The sequence below is a fragment of the Nocardia higoensis genome, assembly GCF_015477835.1.
In the GTDB taxonomy this organism is placed as follows: Bacteria; Actinomycetota; Actinomycetes; order Mycobacteriales; family Mycobacteriaceae; genus Nocardia; species Nocardia higoensis_A.
In genome coordinates, this window is sequence record NZ_JADLQN010000012.1 from 1 (window position 1) to 19,622 (window position 19,622).

The 19,622-nt window shown below is 68.4% G+C and carries 16 protein-coding genes and 1 pseudogene; 12 read left to right on the plus strand and 5 right to left on the minus strand.

Annotation, left to right across the window (positions count from 1 at the left end):
- From IU449_RS27660 to IU449_RS27670, 3 genes and pseudogenes are all read left to right on the plus strand, one after another.
- Nucleotides 1-1,267 (plus strand): annotated as a pseudogene (locus IU449_RS27660) (hypothetical protein); the annotation flags it as partial.
- A 318-nt stretch (nucleotides 1,268-1,585) separates the two neighbouring features.
- The gene (locus IU449_RS27665) at nucleotides 1,586-2,155 is read left to right on the plus strand and encodes a plasmid mobilization protein (protein ID WP_195005122.1); all 570 of its coding nucleotides are present in this window, start codon (nucleotides 1,586-1,588) and stop codon (nucleotides 2,153-2,155) included.
- Nucleotides 2,156-2,183: 28 nt separating this feature from the next.
- Nucleotides 2,184-4,166 (plus strand): relaxase/mobilization nuclease domain-containing protein, encoded by a 1,983-nt coding sequence (locus tag IU449_RS27670; protein ID WP_195005123.1) that lies wholly within the window; start codon nucleotides 2,184-2,186, stop codon nucleotides 4,164-4,166.
- 79 nt (nucleotides 4,167-4,245) lie between these two features.
- Here the strand turns inward: IU449_RS27670 and mobF are convergent, their stop codons facing one another.
- Nucleotides 4,246-9,084 carry a MobF family relaxase gene (gene mobF / locus IU449_RS27675; RefSeq protein ID WP_228805826.1) on the minus strand — a complete coding sequence of 1,613 codons (4,839 nt, stop codon included), beginning with the start codon at nucleotides 9,082-9,084 and terminating at the stop codon, nucleotides 4,246-4,248.
- Between the two features lie 350 nt (nucleotides 9,085-9,434).
- On the opposite strand from mobF, the gene IU449_RS27680 reads away from it, so the two are divergent.
- The 5 genes from IU449_RS27680 (at nucleotide 9,435) to IU449_RS27700 (ending at nucleotide 12,214) form a co-directional block, all read left to right on the plus strand.
- Entirely contained in the window at nucleotides 9,435-9,671 is a 237-nt protein-coding gene (locus tag IU449_RS27680) for a DUF6011 domain-containing protein (protein ID WP_195005125.1), read from the plus strand.
- 29 nt (nucleotides 9,672-9,700) lie between these two features.
- Nucleotides 9,701-9,952, plus strand: a complete 252-nt coding sequence (locus IU449_RS27685) for a hypothetical protein (RefSeq protein ID WP_195005126.1) — start codon at nucleotides 9,701-9,703, stop codon at nucleotides 9,950-9,952.
- Nucleotides 9,953-10,066: 114 nt separating this feature from the next.
- On the plus strand, nucleotides 10,067-10,339 hold the full coding sequence (locus IU449_RS27690) for a hypothetical protein (RefSeq protein ID WP_228805823.1): 273 nt from the start codon (nucleotides 10,067-10,069) through the stop codon (nucleotides 10,337-10,339).
- Between the two features lie 110 nt (nucleotides 10,340-10,449).
- Nucleotides 10,450-10,716 carry a hypothetical protein gene (locus IU449_RS27695; RefSeq protein WP_195005127.1) on the plus strand — a complete coding sequence of 89 codons (267 nt, stop codon included), beginning with the start codon at nucleotides 10,450-10,452 and terminating at the stop codon, nucleotides 10,714-10,716.
- An 817-nt stretch (nucleotides 10,717-11,533) separates the two neighbouring features.
- A complete protein-coding gene (locus IU449_RS27700; protein ID WP_195005128.1) occupies nucleotides 11,534-12,214 on the plus strand; it encodes a PAS and ANTAR domain-containing protein in 681 nt (226 codons plus the stop codon).
- 260 nt (nucleotides 12,215-12,474) lie between these two features.
- On the opposite strand, the gene IU449_RS27705 is transcribed toward IU449_RS27700, so the two are convergent.
- Nucleotides 12,475-12,666, minus strand: a complete 192-nt coding sequence (locus tag IU449_RS27705) for a hypothetical protein (protein WP_195005168.1) — start codon at nucleotides 12,664-12,666, stop codon at nucleotides 12,475-12,477.
- Between the two features lie 183 nt (nucleotides 12,667-12,849).
- On the opposite strand from IU449_RS27705, the gene IU449_RS27710 reads away from it, so the two are divergent.
- The gene (locus tag IU449_RS27710; protein ID WP_195005129.1) at nucleotides 12,850-13,941 is read left to right on the plus strand and encodes a hypothetical protein; all 1,092 of its coding nucleotides are present in this window, start codon (nucleotides 12,850-12,852) and stop codon (nucleotides 13,939-13,941) included.
- Between the two features lie 343 nt (nucleotides 13,942-14,284).
- Here IU449_RS27710 and IU449_RS27715 read toward each other — a convergent pair whose 3' ends face one another.
- Nucleotides 14,285-14,521, minus strand: coding sequence for a hypothetical protein (locus tag IU449_RS27715; RefSeq protein ID WP_195005130.1), 237 nt, complete (start codon nucleotides 14,519-14,521; stop codon nucleotides 14,285-14,287).
- 269 nt (nucleotides 14,522-14,790) lie between these two features.
- Here IU449_RS27715 and IU449_RS27720 point away from each other — a divergent pair, with 269 nt between their 5' ends.
- From IU449_RS27720 to IU449_RS27730, 3 genes are all read left to right on the plus strand, one after another.
- Nucleotides 14,791-16,725, plus strand: a complete 1,935-nt coding sequence (locus tag IU449_RS27720) for a hypothetical protein (protein WP_195005131.1) — start codon at nucleotides 14,791-14,793, stop codon at nucleotides 16,723-16,725.
- Between the two features lie 220 nt (nucleotides 16,726-16,945).
- The gene (locus IU449_RS27725) at nucleotides 16,946-17,113 is read left to right on the plus strand and encodes a hypothetical protein (protein ID WP_195005132.1); all 168 of its coding nucleotides are present in this window, start codon (nucleotides 16,946-16,948) and stop codon (nucleotides 17,111-17,113) included.
- A 357-nt stretch (nucleotides 17,114-17,470) separates the two neighbouring features.
- Nucleotides 17,471-18,241 (plus strand): helix-turn-helix domain-containing protein, encoded by a 771-nt coding sequence (locus IU449_RS27730; protein ID WP_324188456.1) that lies wholly within the window; start codon nucleotides 17,471-17,473, stop codon nucleotides 18,239-18,241.
- Nucleotides 18,242-18,671: 430 nt separating this feature from the next.
- Here IU449_RS27730 and IU449_RS27735 read toward each other — a convergent pair whose 3' ends face one another.
- Complete coding sequence (locus IU449_RS27735) at nucleotides 18,672-19,331, minus strand: hypothetical protein (RefSeq protein WP_195005133.1); 660 nt, start codon at nucleotides 19,329-19,331, stop codon at nucleotides 18,672-18,674.
- A complete protein-coding gene (locus tag IU449_RS27740) occupies nucleotides 19,321-19,533 on the minus strand; it encodes a type II toxin-antitoxin system HicA family toxin (protein ID WP_195005134.1) in 213 nt (70 codons plus the stop codon). The genes IU449_RS27735 and IU449_RS27740 overlap by 11 nt, the downstream gene beginning before the upstream one ends.
- Nucleotides 19,534-19,622: the final 89 nt, after the last annotated feature.

The window sequence follows — 19,622 nt, forward strand, 5'->3', positions numbered from 1 at the left end:
GGTGGTGTTCATGGTCAATTCCGCCGCTGTCGCGCGGTGGAAGGTCACCGAGGACGAGACCCTGATCCGGTGGATCGAGGGTGCGCTGCTGGCGATGAGCATCGGTTTGAACACCTACCCGTACCTGCGGTCCGGGGACCTGTTCGGCATCGCCGTGCACTCGGTGGCCCCGGTGATGGTCGGTGTCGCCCTGTTCGCCCACACCGCGGTGATGCGCCGCTACGGGCTGGCCATCGACCGCGCCTCGACCGCCGCCGACGAAGCCGGAGACGACATCGCCGAACGCCTCGCCGCCCTGGCCGACACCGGCCACCGCGTCACCACCCCGGAGCCCGCACCGGCCCCCGCCCCGGCCGTCGATGACGACGAGGTGATCGCCCAGTACGAGGCCGAACTGAACGCGGGCCCCGCGTCGGAGGAGACCGTCGCGCCGTCGCGCGCGACCGCCGAGCCCGCGCCGATCGCGCGCGACGAGTCGATCGCGCGCGAGACGGAAACGATCGACCGCGCGTGCGAAAGCGCGGAGTCGATCGCGCGCGGAGTCGATCGCGCGCCGCGCGCGAGCGAACCGGCCGCGCGTTCGCGCGCGAGCGAGGACACCGCGTCGATCGCGCGCGAACCCGAGGCGGTCGATCGTCTGGGCGAGGTGCCCGATCGCGCGTCGATCGCGCGCGACGAGCAGCCCTCCGATCGCGCGTCGCGCGTCGCTCAAACAGGCCCTGACCTGGGAACCGATCGCGAGTCGCGCGCCGATCACTCGGTTGGGGAAGCCGGTGCGGACGCGCGAGTCGACGCCGCCGAACGCGCGACCGATGAGGAGGAACGCGCGACCGTCGCGCGCGCGACGCAGCCGGTCGCGCGCGATCGGCGCGCGGTGGTCTCGCTCGCGCGCGATCGGAATCCGGTGGCGTCGATCGCGCGCGACGGTGTCGATCGCGCGCAGGAGTCGCGCGCGGGCCGCGCGCGATCGGGGGCGATTCAGGGTGCGCTCGCGCGCGCGATCGACAGCGCGCCGCGCGCGCGGACCGGCGCCGGGCATGGTCCGTTCGATCGCGCACTCTCGCGCGCGGAGGCGAACACGATCGCGCGCGCGGTCGTCGATCGCAAGTTGTCCCGCAAGACCGTCGAAGAGCTGACCGCGATCTATGAGGCGGTCTCGTCCGGGACATCGCCGAACGCGATCGGCACCCTGCTGGGGCTGCCGCACTCCACGGTCGGCCGCGCGCTGGAGGCGGCCACGAAGGTCTCCGGCCCGCGCCCGGTCTGACCCGCCCCGCATCGACACGAAGGCCCCCGCCGGCAGCTACCCGGCGGGGGCCTTCTGTGTGCGGGGGTCCCTGGTAGCGCGAACCAACCAGGGCCTCCGTCCGGCGACATTACCGGGCACGGTCCACCGCCCACCGGAGGAAGCCCCGCCCGGATCCCGGCCCGGGCTTCCTGGTTGTCCCAGCGCCGGGAAACGGACGCCGATGTCGGGGCTGGCGGACCCGCCCGGTGAGGTCCCGTTCGGAATCCGCCCGGTCACCCAGGTCTGCGGTACGCTCTCCGAAAGAAGTCAGGAGCAAGCTGGAATTTAGGTGCCCTATTGGGCACACCCACCCGTCGGGTGGTCGCTGCGCTGGGCATGTGGGAGGGCTGTGAGATGGCAGGGGAGTCGCCGGATTTCCGGGCGCGGGCGCGTCGGTCACGGCAGGCGAATGTGGCCGGCGGGCGGTCGCGGCGGTGCGTGGTGAAGCTGACCGACGCCGAGCACGAGGACCTCACGCAGCGGGCGGCGGCGGCCGGGATGACGGTGCCCAGGTTGTTGGTGGAGACCACGCTGGAGCGGGAAGACACCGAGGCCGGTCAGGTGGCGGTCCTGCGGGAGGCGTTGCTGGCGTTCGCGGATCTGGATACCGAGTTGCGGCGGGTGGGCAACAACCTCAACCAGCTGACTCGTTACAGCCATCAGGACAAGGAGTTCGCCGAGGGCGTGGAGTACGCGCTGGGGGCGGTGGTGCGGGTGTGCCTGCACCTGGACGAGGCCGCGCGGTCGTTGGTGGGCAAGGCCCCGGCAGTGAGCGCGGTGTCGATGCCCGACATCGACGAACCCATGCAGGCCCCGGCCGCCGATGACGACGGTGGTGGGTGGGCCGACGCGGTCGACCCGGCCTGAACGGGGTGGTGGCGCGATGATGCCGAACGTGTCGAAGGGCTCGGACATGGTCGGGCTGGTGCGGTATCTGGCCGGTCCGGGCAAGCACAACGAACACACCGATCAGCGGGTGATCGCCGGGGACATCGTGTCGGTGGCGGTGTTCGGTGGCCGCATCGACATGACGCGCGCCGCGGAGTTGGGCAAGCTGCTCGACAGCTCCAGGGTGACGGCGTTGAAGGGGGCGCCGGTGCTGGTGACCTCGTATGCCAAAGCGAAGGCGTTGATGGCCGAGGGCATGGACCGCAAGCAGGCCTTCGCCGAAGCCACCCGCGATGAACACGTCTGGCACTGTTCGCTGGCGCTGGCCGCGGCGGAGGGTGAGCTCTCCGATGAGAAGTGGTCGGCGATCGCGCGGGACTTTTTGACCGAGATGGGGTTCATCGGGCGTGAGGATGTGCCGGATGTGCGGTGGGCGGCGATCCGGCATGGGTTGTCGAAGGCGGGCAACGATCACGTGCATTTGGCGTTGAGCGTGGTGCGTCCGGACGGCAGCCTGATCGACACCTACCGCGACCTGAAACGCTCGCAGGCCGCAGCGAACGTGCTCGAGAAGCGGCACGGGCTGGCGGTGTTGTGGTCGCGGGAGGAACAGACCGGCACCGAACGCGGTGTGCGACCGGGGGAAGCGCGCCGGGCGGAAGAGCTGGGGGCGGCGGCCACCGACCGTGAGTTGCTGCACCGGCAGGTGCGCGCGATCGCGTCGGCGGCCGAAACCGAGGCGGAATTCGTGACCCAGCTGCGGGCGAGCGGGATCAAGGTGCGCCCGCGCTTCGCCGAGGGCGGGATCGAGGTCACCGGCTATTCGGTGCGGTTCCCGCCGCACCGAGCCCAGGACACCGAGGTGGAGCGGGCATCGCTGTGGTACGGCGGGGGCCGGTTGAGCAAGGACCTCACCCTGACGGCGTTGCGGGCGTGGACGGGCTGGGAGAACACCCCCGAAGCGCAGGAAGCGGCGCTCGCGCAGTGGCGGTCGACGATGACGACCCGTTCGGGGCGGTCGTTCGCGCCGGATCCGCTCTCGGAGCAGGAGACGATCACCCGGTTGGGGCAGTGGTCGCAGTACATGCGCACCATCCCGGTCACCGACCGCGATGGGTGGGCGAAGGCCGCGGGGCAGACGGCGGGGTTGTTCGCGGCGGCGTCGATGCGCACCGAAACCCGGCCGGGCCCGCTGGATCGGTTGTCGCGGCAGCTGGCCCGCGCCGCCCAGACCCCGGCGCATCAGCGGCGTCCGGAGTCCCCGCACAAGGCGGGGGTGCAGGCGGTGTCGCGGATGCTGTGGTCGAGCAGCTCGAAAGCGGTCGCTGATGTCGCGGTGATCGAGGCGATGACCGATTGCCTGCTCACGGTCATGGACATGCTCGCGGCCACCGAACGCGCGAACACCGCCGCGGCGATGGCCGGCCACGCCCGCCAGGCGTTGACCGAGATCCATCTGCGGGCGGCCGGGGTCGACCCGGCCCGGGAGTATGTGACGGTGCCCGGGTCGCCGGGATGGGTAGCGCATGCGCGGGCGAAGGTCGTCACCGAACGCCCGGTCGAGCAGGCGCGGATGGTGGAGAAGATCGCCGCCGTCGCGGGGGACTGGGGAGTTCGGCGGATCGCGTTGCAGTCCCGGCCCGGTGCCCCGAAGGTCGACGAGTTCGGCCACATCATCGACCAGGGCGAGACGACAACGACCGATGACACCGGTCAGGTGGACACCGTAGAAGCGCAGGCGGACTCCGAACCGGTGTCGCCGTTGCAGCGGTGGGCGGCCAAGGCCGCCGCGCAGGACAGTGGGCTGCTCGCCCGGCTGGCCAAGTTCCAGCCCGACCCGGCCGAGGTCGAAGCGGGTGCTGTCGTCGACAGCGCGTCGACAGAGCCGGCGGATTGTCGCGACGAAGTCGAGCAGGATTGGCAGAAGCCCATGCCGCCACCGGGGATGCCGGGACGAGGTGCCGGGGGGCGGGACGGTTTCGAACGCTGACCTGGGTTGTGTGGCAGGCCCTCTCCACTGAGAGGGCGTGGCGATGCACGCGTAAGGCCGTCGTGGTGACCGTTGCTACCTACAGCCCGTAGTCGTCATCACGGGACGGACCGGTGGCCGGAGACGGACCTTGCTGGTGGCCGACGAGGCCGGTGCCGGTGGTGACGCCGCGGTGCTGGTGCTCTGCCGTGGCGCGGCGGAGATGTTCAGTGCGGCGTCGCTGAGCGGTGGAGCCGTCGGCGGTGTCAACTTCGGTGCGGGCGTGGTTCTCGGCGTCGCGTTCGATGCCGGTGAGGTTGTCGCGGCGCTGGATCTCGGCGCGGACCAGGCGCAGCTGCGGGGGTTCGTCGAGTGCGGTGACGCGGTCGAGTTCAGCACGGGCGGTGGCGAGTTCGTCGGCCGCAGCGCTCAGGCGTGTGTCGCGGGCGGTGTGGTCGCCGGCGTCGGTGAGGGCTCGTTCCCACCGCCAGCTCGGGGTGGGGACTTCGGCGGTGAGCCGGGCAGCTTCGGCGCGCGCGGCGGCGAGCTGGATCACGGCCTGCTCCTGTTCGCGTTCGAGTTCGTCGAGGCGTGTCTGGAGCGCGGTGCGGACCCGCCATTTGATGCGGGAGGTTTGGGCGAGTTCGCGCTCGGTCGCCCGGATCTCGGCGGTTCGCCGGTCGTGGTCGACTTGCAGGGTTTCGGCGGTGGCGACGGCGGGTTGTGCGCGGCGGATCGCGGCCGCGGTCTGGTCGAGCTGGCGGTCACGCTCGCGTGCGGCGGTCAGGGCGGCTTCGGCGTCATGGACGCGTAAGACCGCGGGAATGCGGATGTGCTCGTTGCCGGGGCGGGGTGTGAGAGCACGGGCGAGTTCGGCGAGTTCGGCATCGCTCATCCGTCGCGGGTCGCGGACGTTGGTGTCGCGCAGCTGTTCGCGGGCCCGCACCATCGCGGCTTCCCACTCGGCGCCGACCGGCGGGAGCGCAGGTTCGGTCGCGATGTCGAGCGCACCGGCGAGTTCGGGTGTTGGTTGCGGTTTCCCGAGAGGGTCGAGGGTGGCGGTCAGGCGCCAGCGCAGCGCGGCCGCGGGCTGCTCGGCGGGTAGCTGCCGGTCGCCGTGAGCGGCGCGGACCGCGGTGGGGATATCGATGCCGGTATCGGCGGCGCGGGTGAGTTCGGTAGCGAGGGCAGGCCAGTACGGGTCGGTGGCGATGCGGGGATCGAGGTCGTCGACGATCGGACGCCACCGTCGGGTGTGGGTGGTGTCGGCGCCGATCCGTTCGGCGACGGCCTGGTCGAGGCGTTGCTGCTCGCGGCGTTCGGCTACCGGGTAGCGGGTGGGGCCGGTGGGTCGGCGGTCGAGATCGGGGACGCGGTGGGCGGCACGCCAGACGGCGAGTTCGGCGACCAGGGCGGGATCGACCTCACGCAGTGCGCGGGCCCACAGCGGCACGTCGTCATCGGTGCTGGTGCGGGTGTTCTCGGTGATGGTGGTGGCGAGTTCGGTGATCCGCGCGGCCCGGACCGTCAGGTGCTGGTGGTCTTGGTCGTGGGATCGCAGGGCGGCCGGGATGGCGGGCAGCCACGGCAACGGCCCGGCGCCGGGGTGGGAGTGGCGGCCGGTGGGGTCGATCCGCCAGTCCAGGACCGCGGCGGGGTCGGCGGCGGTGCCGAGTTCACGGCCGGCCGCGGCCTGGGTGAGTCGGGTCAGGGCGTCGGTGCCGGAGAGGTCGAGGACGGCCAGGTGTTGGCGTAGGACCGGCCAGGCGTTGGCGTCGGTGATGCCGGGCACGAGCTGCTCGGCGTGGGCGCTGATCTGGGCGAGACGCTGCGCGCCGAGGTGGGTTTCGGCGAGGTGGCCCAGAGCGTGGTGGTAGGCGTCGACCTCCCCGGCGAGCAGCTGGTGCGGGTCGGTGGCGGTGCGGGTATCGGTGGTGGCCGAGGTTTGGGTGCCTTCGCGCGCCAGGACACCGGTGAGCAGATCGAGTGCGGTGGGTGGGTGGATGGCGTCGTAGGTGTGGATGCTGTGTTCGTCGCCGCTGGTGGTGGTGGCGAGGTAGAGGTGGTTGCCGGTGCGGCCGCGGGTGAGCATGACGTAGAGCTGGGCGCGGGACTCGCGTCCGGTGAGGACGCCGTGGCAGCGGTCGACGGTGAGGCCTTGGGCGGAGTCGATCGTGGTCGCGTACCCGAGGCCGACGTGCTCGCGCACGTAGTCGGCGGGCAGTATCACGCGGCGCCCGGATCCGAGGTGGGTCGCGGTGATCCGCCCGTCGCGGTGGATCTGTTGCACGGTCCACCGGTAGCCGTTGCGGACGTAGTCGGTGCCCGAGATCGGCAGCCTCCTGTTGTTGCGGCGGGTGGTGATGACATCCCCCGCTGAGGCGAACAGGCCATCGGCCAAGGCGACCTCGGGCCCGGGTGGCTGGCCGTGGCGCCCGGCGCGGGCCAGGCGGTCCGCGCGGGCGAGCGCGTTGAGCTCGCCGACGATCGCCCGGGTGGGGGCGAGCATCGCCGCGTCGCGGCCTTCGACCCGGTCGACGCGCCAGGCCCGGAAGGCTGCGCCGACGTTCTCGGTCAGGGTGCCGACGTGGACACGCTGCTGGTCGAAGAAGTAGGCGAGTCCCGCCGGGTCGCCCTCGCGCACGGCCAGACTCGCGGCGGCTTCACCGGGGTCGGCGAACCGCATCACCCGGGTCAGGGTGGGGGAGGGGGTGGTTTCGACGATGTCGCGGATGATCCCGCCCGCCGCCACCGAGGACAGTTGCCGGTCGTCACCGATCGCGCGGACCGTCGCGCCGCGGTCGAGCAGCAACGCGACGGCGGCGTCGAGCTTCAATGTGGCGGTCTTGGCGGCTTCGTCGAGGATGACCAGGGTGTCGGGGCCGAGAGGCGGGAGCCGGTCGGGGGCGTGTTCGGCCAGGGCCAGCAGCATGTCCACCGTCATCGCCGCAGGCACCCCGGTTTCCTCGGCGATGATCGCGGCCGCCGCCGCGGTCGGGGCGAGGGCGATCACGTTGCCCGCCTGGGCGGTCCAGGCGTCGACGAGGACCCGCATCGCGGTGGTCTTGCCGGTGCCGGCCGGAGCGACCGCGGCCATGAACCGGCGTCCCGAGGTTGCGCAGGCGTGCACGAGCGACCGCTGGCCGGGGTTCAGTTCATGGCCGTTGGCGGCGTATTCGACCTCGGCCACCGCGATCGCGGTGGCCGGGATGACCCGGCCGCCGTCGAGCTGTGCGGCGGCGAGCAGGCGGGCCTCGGCGGCCACGATCGCGGGGGAGGTGTACTTCGTCGATCCGGCGCGCACGTAGATGCTGCTGCCATCCGAGCGAGTGAGCCCGGCCGCGACCGGGGCGTGGTCGACGACTCGGCGCGGGATCGACAGCTCGTCCCCGAGCGCGACAGCGACGACCTCACGCAGGGTGTCGGTCCAGGCGGCGGGGGCGACGTGGCCGCGGAGTTGGCGCACGGCTTCGGCGCGGATGTGGTGGGCCTGCCAGGTCGCTCGCGCCTCGGCCACCACATCGACGACCGCGGCCGCAACCCGCACCGGATCCACCAGTTCCCGCTCCGGAACCGGGGCAGTGGGCGGGGGCGACAGCATCCGGGCCACCATCGCCTCCACCGCGGCGCCCGAGCCGAGCACTCGTTCGGCTTCGGCACGCCAATCCCGGCGCTGCTCGGCGCGGGAGCGGGCGTGGTGTTTGCCGCCGCGGGTGGACAGCGTCGCTTCCTCGGACATCCGCCACAACTCCTTCGGCGACGGTTCACGCCCGTGGCGGGCCTGGAAGTCGGCCGACATCTGCCCCAGCTTGCCGGTGATCGCCTCCGCACGGGTCGACCACACCGCCGCCAGGCCCGGATCCATGCCGGCCAGCTCCCGCACCGGGCGCTTACCCGCATCCAGGCGGCCGCGGTCTACGAACACGACACCGCCGAGGGCGGTTTCGAGGTGGTGTTCGAGGCGGGAGTTGTAGATCTCCGAGGCCGTGACCGCGTGCTGGTAGAGCATCGACCCATCCAGCGCCCCCCACTGTCCGGTGGCGCGGCGGACCTTGTTCGAGATCACCACGTGGGTGTGCAGGTCCGGATCACCGGCCCTGCTGTCGCGGTGGTCGAACATCGTCGCGATCAACCCGCCCACCTCGACCTGGGCGACGCCACCGGAACCGATCCGGGTGAACACCGCATGCTGCTCGAGGAACCCCAGCGCGTCGGCGATCGCGGCGTGGTGGGCAGCCTCGATCTTGGCCGCAACCTCGCGCGGGGCCAGCGCCCATGCCGCGCTCACCGACTTCACCGGGGAGAACGTCAGGTCGAACCCGGCGATCCGCTTCGACTTCGGACGTGCGGCTTTGGCCACCCACGCCGACAACTCCTGCTCATCACGGGCCGGGTGACCATGCTCGGCGACGAACATGCGGGCCGCGACCTCGGTCGCGATCCGCTCACGGTCGGCATCGGGGACCGGTGCCGCGGGCAGGTGACCGTGGGCGGTGTTCCAGTCTTCGTAGGCGCGGCGGCACTCGGCGCGGTAGGAGAACTCCTCGACCGAGGGCGTGCTGAACGGCATCCCGATGCGGGCCTTCACCCGCAGAGCGTGCGCCCGGGCGGTGCGGGCGGAGATTCCCTCGGCGCGTTTGGCTGCGACTTCGTCGGCGATCAACGCCTCGGCGTCCGGGTGCAGGCCACGCCCGAACAGCGCCCACATCTGCGGCTCGGTGACCTCTTCACCAGCAGTGATCGACGAGACCACCACACCGTCGTCGTCGCGGATGGTCAGGTCCGCCAGCCCCGAACCCCACCAGCGGCCGGGGGATTCACCGCGCTCGCTGTAGTAGTCGGCCAGGGCCTGGTTCCCGCGCTCGTTCGCATCGTGAGTGGCGATACTGCGCAGGTAATACTCATAGCCATCGCCACTCGCGATCTTCGCCAGTGACATCACCCCAACCACCGTACCCCGCATCATGTTTCGTGATCGGGCCGTGACCTGCGTGCAAGAGGTCTGCAAGTTCTAAATCTGAGTCTTTCAAATTTGCTTGTGTGGCAGGTGGATACGGGTGCTTTGGTGGGTGGTGTGCGCTCATGGTAGCGGTGTCTGAGTTTGCGTGCTGGGGTGGATGTTTGTAGGTGAATGCCGTCGCCGCAGGGAGGCTGCGGGAAAGGATCCGCCACCCGTTCAACCGGGTCGGGTGCGCCGATTCTCGGTTTCCTCGGCGAATCACCGCGGGGGATGTCGGCAGGGTGTGTCACCCTGTGCGGCGGAGAGACTCCCGGTCGAGGAGGGAAGGTATGGCAGCCATCGAGGACGGGCCCACCGTGCGGCTGGTCGCGCACTGCCGCCGCTGCCACGGCTGGCTGCTGTCGGCGCGATCGGTCGCCGAGGGGATCGGGCCGACGTGCGCGATCCGGGAACGCGCCGAGCAGCGGGCCGCCGAAGCCGCGGCATCGACGCTGGTGCTGTTCGAGCTGCCGACCGACACCAGCGGTAGGGAGCCGCGCGATCTGCTCGACCTGCTCGCGGGCTGACCACACAGAGAGGTAGAGGGGGATCGGGTATGGCCTACATCCCGCCGTACTACCGGTGTTTCAACCCGTGGTGTGTCGAGGACTACCACCTGATGCCCACGTGCCCGCACCGGACACCGGTCCTCGTGCCGCCGCGCAGGCCGCTGACCCAGCGTGAACGCGACGCCCTGGACCATCTGCGCCGCCTCGAAGCGGCCGGCGAGCTACGCATCCTGCCCCAGCACTGGAAATGGTGGGTCGGCCTGGGTGTCGCGTTTCTTCTTGTGCTCCTGATCTTCTGAGCTTCGTCCAGCTCATCCCGGGTTCTGCAGAAGGATCCGGTATCACTCGGTGAGCAGCTCCACCAGCCGTGCGCGGACCGCGTCGTCGCCCGCCGCAAGACCGTTGCCCGCCGGATGGGCTGGCTGCACCTGACCCCGGGCACCCGGCTGACCCTGTGCCGCAAGGTTATGGGCCGCAGAAAGGATGAGGCGCTGGTGCGGATCGTCGATGTCGAAGTCGTCGCCGTCGACCGCGAACGGCTCGACACCATCACCGACACCGAAGTCCGGGCCGAGGGCTTCGACGGGATGACCCCGGCCGAGTTCGTCGCCTTCTTCTGCGACTCCCACACCGGCTGCGCGCCGGACTCGACGGTCACCCGCATCGAATGGCGATATCTGTCCTGATCGACCAGCCCGCCGCCCCGGGCAGCAGGCACATGACCACACCATCAGCGAGGGCCTGGACACCGAAGTCCAGGCCCTCGCTGTGCATCCCGCGCGAACAGGGACAGGAGATGACTATCGTGACGAACAAGAAGGGCAGGGGCAGCATGTATCTGGAGACCGAGGGCATCGTCGACATGCCCGTCGAGCAGACCACCGCCGAGTGGGGAACCTACTTCCACACCAATCCCCACCACGGCAAAACCGCCCGCGCGATGACCCGCGAGTTGCTCGAGGTGGCCGGCGAGACCCGTAAACGGCGGGTCAACGGCAACGACACCGACGACCAGTGGTGGCGCGCCCACTACCTACGCGAAGCCCGCGCCTCGCTGAACTGACCGCTCGCGGCGCCGCTCTCGGGATAGAGTCCGCGCGCGAAGAAGGCAGCGGCAGCATCCTTCCCTCTGGCCCGCGCCCGTCCCCGGGCGCATCCCAAAACCCCGGGGTTTTGGGATATCTTGCTCCACTGATTAGTACGTGTTCAGCGTCGGTGACGGTTGGTCAGTGGGAACCGATATGGGTTCGTGCTGTGGCGGGGTGAAGCCCGATGTTTTCGGTCGAACTGCGGAGCGCGACGAGGCTGAGGAGAGGTGCGCGGGTCACTCGGCGGCGCATGTGATCCGGGGGTGAGGGTGGGGGCGGGGGAGAAGCGGGGTGGAGGGTTGATCGGTGCAGCGTCGACGGGATGGGCCGCTGCTTGACCGCTCCCGGCGACGCTGCCGGTATCCGAACACCACACCGGCGCCGAGCCAGGGCGGCTGGTGGAGACGGGCAGGTGTGGCTGGACTATTCAATCAGTTGCCCGTCGGGTGCCTTTCGAGGCGTCACCGCCGGGCCGTTGGCGGCCGGTGATCGCTGCGGGACTGTTCGATGGTGTCCGACTGCGCGGTGATCGACCGCGAGCTGCTGGCCGCCGAATTACGGCTGGTCGAACGCGGGGGTTCGAGGCCGCGACGATGATGGAGGACCGCGCGCCTGAGCTTCGTCGCGCTCGTGGGCGCCTCAACGGATCGGGGCCCGAACCTTCCCGCACCCGGCCCCTGGGATGGGTTTTCGGGAGGTCGGGGCGGGTAGGGCGATCGATGCCGGGGGAGGTTGAGTCCACAGCTTGCTCCGGCCCGCGCGGGGCTGGCAGCGGCGGGTGATACTTGCCAGGTGTCGAATGATGTGGCCGCGGTGGACGCGGTGGCCGGGGTGTCGTTCACTGCGGGCCGGTTCTGGTTCTGGTTCGCCGGGCAGCGGTGGGAGTGGTCGGCGGAGGCCGCGGCGTTGCATGGCTATCCGGCGCGGTTGATGATGCCGACGATGGATCAGGTGCTCGGGCACAAGCATCCCGATGATCGGGCCGCGGTCGCCGAGGTGCTGGACGCGATGGTGCGGACCGGGCAGGCGTTCTGCAGCCGCCACCGCATCATCGACACCGCCGGGACCGAGCGGCAGGTCCTGGTGGTGGGTGAGCAGATGCGTGACGAGACCGGGGTCCTGGTGGGATCGACCGGCTACTACGTCGACCTGACCGCCACGGCTGCCCGTGACCGCGCTGAGGCGATCGACGAGGCCATCGACGAGGTGTTGCCGGAGGTGCTGGTCGCGCGGGCGGTGATCGAGCAGGCCAAGGGGGCGGTGATGGCGATGTATGGGGTCAGCGCCGAGCAGGCGTTCAACGTGTTGTCGTGGCGGTCGCAGGAAACCAACACCAAGCTGCGGGTGCTGGCCGGCAAACTCGTCGCCGGTCTGCGCGAGTTCGCCGGCGGATCCACCCAAACCCGTACCCGGTTCGATCACCTGCTGCTCACCGCCCACGAACAACCCGACCTGCCCGCCTCGACCACCTAGCGGCCAGGTCCTGAATTACCCCCCTGGATCAGCGCGGGGGTTTGGTCCATCCCTGGTCCAGGGAGTGATCCAGGAGGTAATCCAGGGTCTGATCCACCTGCGACATTGGCCGCTGAGCTGGGGCGATTCATCGGCCTGATGGGGCCTGCCAACCTGGGCAGGCCCCATCCCTGCCCCAGGTTGGGGCCTCTGCTGGGCCTGGAGGAGAGGAGGGCCGAGCTGAAGGCTGGCGTGCAGCTGACAACCCGACTGCTGTCCGACTACAGCAGCGTGTAGGTGGTGATCGTGAGCAGGATCAGCGTCAGAGTGCCGCCGAAACTGATTCCACCGGCCCGCACGGCTGCGGGCGTTGTGGCGCCGTCGTACTTCGACAGAACTGCAGCAGCTGTTCCGGCGATGATCGCCAGCAACGTGGCGCCGATGAGGAGGAGGGTTTTGGTGGTCGCGGGCATCGATTTTTCCGTTCGTGCAGTGAATCGGTGACGCGATGAAGTGCAGATGACACATTCGGCCGCTCAAGCCTGCTTGCGCCGCTATGGTTCGGATGTGCCCATGTCAGAACATGTTTCGCGAGTTTGCGAGAGAGCGCGAGTCGCCGCGATTCGCGGTTTGGCAGGCTGCGAGGTTCCCCTGTCGTGACCGCTTCTGGGGGGAGAGACGCCCTCGAAGAGTTCTTCGCAGAACTGGACGCGCTGTATCAGAAGGCGAAGACCCCCAGTCCGACGAGCATCCACAACCGCACAGCGCAGATCGATTCGAGGAAGGGTGGCACCAGCAAAGGAGTGAGTCCTAGAACCATTGCCGGCTGGTTCAAAGCCACCGGCCGTGGTGTCCCGCGCTCAGATCATGACTTTCGGCTCGTGGTGCAGATCCTGCTCGAGAAGTCCGGGGAAACGAAGAATATCGACCGCCAGTTGCTCCAGTGGGAGCAGCGGCGCGCAGCAGCCTGGACGCTCCAGCAGCAGCGGTCGAAGACCGAGACCGAAGTCGGCGAGTCTCGCTCACCTTGGTGGCATCGCAGATTGCTCACAGGGTCGGCCGCGGTGTCCACCGCGGTCGTAGTGGTCCTCGTTTCTCAGCTCGCGCTCTGCTCTAAGGATGAGCCACGACCGAACTGTAGCGACATCGGTGTGTTTCTCTCAGGAAGCGATGGGTGGAGGTACAACCGTCAGGTCTGGGTAGACGCGTACAACAGCGCTGGTGGCAAGGCTGTTCTCGGGTGCCCGGTGAGCAAACCGGAGCAGGGATTCGTGCATCCATGGGATCAGGGCTACAGCCAGGACCTGGTGGGTGGCAGCGGAAGACAGTCCCGCCTGATGGCCACCGTCGCTGATCGCGTCATCGTGATGACCGGAGACTACTGGCACGACTACACCTACCCGCACCGCCAGCACGCGGCCAGAATTCAGGGCTATCCCGAATCCGACCCGATCACCTGCGGGGAAGCGCGCATCGTCGCGTTGGAGAAGGGCGAGCAGACACCGGGGGCAATGATCACCAGCCCCACGAACAAGTTCGTATGGCTGCCGAGGCCCGTCTGGCGGAAGTATCAGCAGATGGGCGGCCTCCCTGTATTTGGACGTCCGCTCAACCCTCTGAATCAGGCCATGACCGGAGTGATCGAGTTCGAGCACGGTCGAATCGCGCTTTCGGACGGCAATGTGTATCCCGAACTCGACGATCCTCAGCGGCAGGCCGGGCCGGTCACCGAACTCTGTCCGAACTGAGTCCGTGATAGACGTGCCTGATCGCTGCGGTTGTCAGGAACGGCGGTACCCCGAATCTGCTGATCAAGAGTCGGCTGCTTCTCCAACCCGCGAGCGAGATCGGCGACACCCTGAGCGAAGGGCGAGCACCCGACTCGGAGTAGACCGCGGCGAGCCACCTTCGCCGCGCCACCTGAACAGCAATGGGGTTCGGCTGCCGTCAGCAGCCGAACCCCATTGCTATGCCGTGGCCGCGTTCCGGTTCTGTCTGTGCAGTCCTGGTGATCGCGGCCGGTGTGGCTTCGGGATCGGAAGGCCCCGCCAGCAGCTAGCTGGCGGGGCCTTCCTCGAGGAGACCGTGCCCCTACTGGTTGTTGTTGTTGTTGTTGTCGCGGCGTGTCGGACGTGCGAGGCGGATCCACAGTCCGAACACGGTGGCGACGAAGGCTCCCGCCGCGGCGATGACCGTTGGGTCGGCTTTGCCGATCACGACCATCACCAGGACGCCGGCCAGGACGAGACCGAAAGCGGTCAGGTCGAGCAGGCGGCGTGCGACGTGGGCGGGGTCTTTCCTTTCTGTGGGTTCGGGCAGGACAATCATCGGGTGCGGGCCCCTTTCTGCTGGCACGGACCCGGAGTCGGTCTGCGACCCGACCGTCAAACCGTGATCGCAGACCTACTCCGGTTCGGGTGATCTCGTGATCGACCCGTACCCAAAGTCTGCGTCCCCCTAGGGATTTCGGTCCACTCGGAAAACCCTCTGACCAGCATTTTTGCGACAATCCCGCGATAATCCGAGGGTTTTCGTGCCTATAATCTCGGCTCGTTGCGCCAGGGAAAACCCGCGAAAACCGTGGGCGGGATGAAGGGGTGGGGCAGGTGGGTCCACGCCAGTCCGGGAGACCGCTGACAACCGATCCGAAGCGTTATCCGCAGAACCTCTCCGAAGAGACCCGGACCTTCCTCGCAGCCGTGGCGCAGCTTCTCGAGCAGGCAGGACTCAACTACGCAGAGGTCTGTCGCCGTCAGGGATTGCCTTTGGAGGGTAAGGACTTATCTGCTCAGATGCGGCGAGCCGCAGGACCCGGCGAGCACCTCTACACCGCGATCCTGAAAACTGTCGCCGAGGCTGGTGGTCCACCGCTGGAGGAGCTCCACACGCGGTTCGACCCGCTCTTCAAGGCTGCCTACACTCCAGCGATCACGGGAGCGCCCGCGCCACCCTTCTCAGGGGACGAGAACGACATCGAGGCCGACATAGACGACGTCGAGGTCGGCGAATCGGGTTCCTGGCTGCTGGCGCAGCTGTGGGAAGGCACTGAACTGGCCGACGTGGTCGTTGCGGCCCAGAAACGCTTCGGCGGCGATGACGCGTTGCTGGCCGCGGATCTGGCAAAGGCTGCCATCCAGGACCGATTCGGTGCCGCAGCTTTCGTGGAGGCTGTGGCGCACGAGCTCGGCCGGACCCGCGCCGAGTCACTCATGCAGGCGTTGCGCGACTGCGCGTTCATCTCGGCCTCACTCATCAGGTCACTGATCGAGCTCCCCGAGCCCGACCCCGAGGACGAAGCCGAACAGGTCCCGCCCCTGGACCCGGTGGTCGCGGGAATCGGTCGTCGCCGTGGAGGACTGCTGGCCCGCGGAGCCCACCCACGGGTGGCTCGAGAAATGCGGATCCTGCTCGAGGATGCGCAGAAGAACCGGATCCGCACCGACGCGTTCGACCTCAACGAGTTATCGGACGAGGGACGCCGCGAGGAGAAGGGAACCCACCCGCGTCCGGCCTGTCCGTCAGAGGTCGCCGATTCCCTGGCTGGAATCGCCGCGAGCGCACCCGAGGGGCCCGAGCTGGTTGCTGTCTTGATCACCGAACTGCTGCGTGAGGAGGACCTGACAACGGTCGACGCCTGTGTGACAGCCGTATTCGACGCCTACCACCGTTACGGCGCCAACAGCTACGCCGCTCAGACGATTCCAGCTCTTCACACCGACGTGCACTACCACCTCCTGGTCGCCACCTGTACCGAAGCGCGGCTACACGACCATCTCGATGGCCCTACATCCGATGCCGACCTACGCGCACTGTCGGAGCTCCTCTCCCACACCAACCTCCACGCGGTGGTCACCCAGGTAGTGTCCCGGCGGCCGAAGACCGTCAGCTTCGGACACCTCGCGATGTTCGTCATGGTGAGAGACCAATTCCTCGCCTCACTCATGCGCGAGAACACCGACATCGCCGCGAGACTCCTGACCCGCGCGTTGACCGACATCAACGACTGGGAAGACCCTGGCGTACTGCCCGAAGACGGACCGGTGACAAAGCTGATCGTCGACCTCCTGCTCGCCGACCCTGAATCGCGTGTAGTCCTCGAAACCCTCGACCTCATGCTCGGCCAGCGTCCCCCATCAGCGGCCCTCCTGCTCCACGCGCTGCTACGGACCGGGAACACCAAAGTGAGCGACATCCTCGCCGAAGCGGTCCCCCGGCCCACCACAGTCGACAACCTCGCCAAGCTGATCACTATCGCCGACCGCGACGACCTGCCGATGAGCGTCTTCGAACAGATCGCTCAACGCGTGCCTGCCCTGGCAGGCAGTCTGACCCAGCGGCTCGCCACCGAGTTCCCCCACGAGACCACCGCACTGCTCAAAGCCGAAATCGGTCGCATGCCCACCTTCGGCCCCCACACCCTGCGTCTACTCGCCAAGACAGGCACCGACCCGGTACTGGCCTTCGCCGTGGACAAACTGAACACCGAAGGACCCGCCGGAGCAGCCGCCGTTTTTCAGGCATACGGAAACTGAAGGGTGTGCTACCTGGGCTTAGGCCGTGGCCGCGTCGGCGCTGGCGGCCCACGCGTGGGCGGGGACTCGCCCGCACGGCTCCTCCGCAATGCCGCGCAGACAGGAGAGGATGTGGATGCTGTGTGCATGGTGATTGCTTGGTGACCCCGTTGTCGTGATCGGTTCCCGGGTCGATCCGCGCCCGGTGCCGATCGCATTCGATCGAGAGGTTGTGAGCCCGATGGACAGCACCCCGATGGATCGTGAAGCCGCCGACCGGATCGGCTCCGCCGCCGAGCGTGACCCGGACTCGGCAACCGCACGAAGCGGATTCGACGACCGCGCCGCGGCTGCGGCCGACCGCAATGAAGCCGACGACGACTACGACTTCGATCTCGACTACGAGTAGACGCCGACGAGCTCGGGCAGTGGTAGTAGGAGGTGCCGGTCAAACTGGCACGCGTACCTCGACCACAAACCTGCCGGTTCACAGTTCGGGCGGCGAGCGGAGGCTCCGTGAGCCTCGCCGCGACGCTGGGTACGGCGGTCCACCGGCCCGAGGTGCGCTTGAACGCGCCGCTGGTCTGCGAACCCGGCAGCCTGCGGCGGGCCAACGGCGCCACGTCGAGTTCGCCGGCGAGGTCGCGGCCGACTCACCCCACGGGGTGCCGACTTGGACGAGGTCATGGGGCGTGCGCGAACTGGTGCACCCATTTGTGAAAAATCTTGTCGACCATGTTCCTTTTGGACATGTATTGTCGTTGGCGTGAGTGATGAGAGTTCGACCCGGCCGCTCGCCCATCTACGCCGGCAGCGAGGCCTGTCGCAGGGAGATCTGGAACGGCGCGCGGGCATGTCACAAGCCGCAGTCCTAAGTGCCGAGCGGGCGAAGGACCCGCGGTTGTCGACGGTGAGCCGCTTCGTCGAAGCGCTCGGAGGACGCCTCCAGTTGGTCGCGTCCTTCGACGACGCCGACTACCCCCTCACCTTCCCGCAGCCCTCGACGGCCACCCTGCCTGTCACCGAAGGCCAGCGCCCGGCGTGGCGGATACGGGCATGGAACGAGACATCGCTGGCCAAGGAGTTCCTCAAGAACGGCCTCGTGGCGATGAGCGAGGACGAAATCGGCAGGCCGGTCACCGAGATCGGCTCCGAGCAGGAGCTGCGCGATGCCTTGCGGGCGCATCCGAACGGCCAGGATCGGCCGGAGAAGGCGTTCGGCGCCTTCGTCACCTACTGGAACTATTTCAGCCAGGACATGCAGGTCGGCGACACCATCGTCTTGGCCTACCTCGACCGCGCCAAGGTGCCCCGAGCCGCGATCGGGGTCATCACCGGGGAGTACGAGTACCGGGCCGACGACAGCGACGCTCGTCTGCGTCATCGCCGAGCGGTCCGTTGGACGAGCCGCGACCTCGCCCGCCGCGCTCTCGATGACGACCTCCGACGAACCGTGAGCGCCCCCGGCACGATCTGCCAGTTCGGTGCTGCAGATGCCGGAACGCGGCTGGCCGCCCTCGCTGCACAATACGGCTGAACCGAAGCAGGCGCGTCGCGCCCGTCGACCTCCCGAGGCGACGCGGCGCGACGGCATCCTCGGGGAGCGCACTTGGCCTGCCTGACCGGCCGTGTAGTGCTCCATCATCTCTCCGGATCCGCGATCAATAGCAGCCTCGGCCGATCGTCTCCGTCTATGAGCTGTCGAGGCGGCATGGCGAAAGGTGCAGCTCAGACCGTGTACATCCAGCCACCTGGCTTCGACCGCCCGCTTTCCTACTGTAAGAAAGGCCTGTACAACCTCTGAACGCGAGCCTCGATCGGCAGGGTGACTTCATCGGCGGGAGGTCGGTGCGGTGCCCGCGCCCGCTCGGGTGGCGTGGCCGGTCACCAGGCAGCACGCGGCAACGTCAGCAATCTGTCAGGCCGCGGGAAGTTACGACAGCCGTTAGGAAGCCCTGATGATGGTGTCAAGGTGAGGGCGGCATGCCGCGCGCGATGGGCTCTGAGGCAGGTTCGACAATCCGGGTGAGCTCGGTCGTCTCGCTGGACATGACGGCATCGAGCATTTCCGCAAAGGTGCTCTGCGGCGTCAGACCGAGACGCTCGAACCCCCAACGCTGTTGTCTGTCCATGCCGGTGGAACCGATGGGCAGCGACCAGATGGCACCCTCGCCTTCGTGGTGGCACAGGACAGCGCAGCCGCTCGGGCCGAGTTGATCGGTGATCCATCCCAGAGTGTCGGAGGGGAGGACTACCAGCAGCAGTCGCTCCCCTGTGACCGACTGCGGCTGGCGCGCCTTCTCCTCGGACTCGTATCCGTCGTGGACTGCGGCGTTGAGTCGGCCAGCGGTTTGATAACGCTCATCGACGGGCCCGGCTTCGTCGGAGATGCACCATCGGATCAGGTACTCGTCCCCGGCCGGGTCCTCGATCCAATGCTGCTCATGGGCGAACATGCGGTCGAAATGTTGGTCCGGGTCCTTCGCGAACTCGATGATCGCTGGGGTGTCCTGGAGCAGGTCCTCGGCAGTTTTCCGTCCACCGATTAGTTCGGGGATCTGGGGAGACTGAATCGTCCAGCCACCTTCCCCGGCTTTGGTATAGATGAGATGCAGGTCAGTCGACACCGAGCACCTCCTTCGCTTCCTCGACGGTCAGGCCGGCCTGTTTGACGAGGATGTCGCGGACGATCACAGCGGGGATCTCGACTCCGTTGTGGAAGGCCCAGCGGATCCTGGGACGACCCTCTGCCTCCAGCCAAGTATGACTGCCAGGTCCACTGTGCGGTACCGCGCGGTAGCCGAGCTCCTTCTTGAGGATCTGGAGCATCCTTTTCGCTTTGTGCGAAGGCCAATTGTCCCTGCCCACCCCGCCCCCACTCTCGCCAGCTGGCCTCGTAACCCCGCGATCTCCAGGAG

Bases quoted from the DNA above. Each gene is read 5' to 3' on its own strand.
- mobF (WP_228805826.1), bottom strand. From the start codon at position 9,084: ATGTCACTGGCGAAGATCGCGAGTGGCGATGGCTATGAGTATTACCTG.
- IU449_RS27680 (WP_195005125.1), top strand. From the start codon at position 9,435: ATGGCAGCCATCGAGGACGGGCCCACCGTGCGGCTGGTCGCGCACTGC.
- IU449_RS27685 (WP_195005126.1), top strand. From the start codon at position 9,701: ATGGCCTACATCCCGCCGTACTACCGGTGTTTCAACCCGTGGTGTGTC.
- IU449_RS27690 (WP_228805823.1), top strand. From the start codon at position 10,067: ATGGGCTGGCTGCACCTGACCCCGGGCACCCGGCTGACCCTGTGCCGC.
- IU449_RS27695 (WP_195005127.1), top strand. From the start codon at position 10,450: ATGACTATCGTGACGAACAAGAAGGGCAGGGGCAGCATGTATCTGGAG.
- IU449_RS27705 (WP_195005168.1), bottom strand. From the start codon at position 12,666: ATGCCCGCGACCACCAAAACCCTCCTCCTCATCGGCGCCACGTTGCTG.
- IU449_RS27715 (WP_195005130.1), bottom strand. From the start codon at position 14,521: ATGATTGTCCTGCCCGAACCCACAGAAAGGAAAGACCCCGCCCACGTC.
- IU449_RS27725 (WP_195005132.1), top strand. From the start codon at position 16,946: ATGGACAGCACCCCGATGGATCGTGAAGCCGCCGACCGGATCGGCTCC.
- IU449_RS27740 (WP_195005134.1), bottom strand. From the start codon at position 19,533: ATGCTCCAGATCCTCAAGAAGGAGCTCGGCTACCGCGCGGTACCGCAC.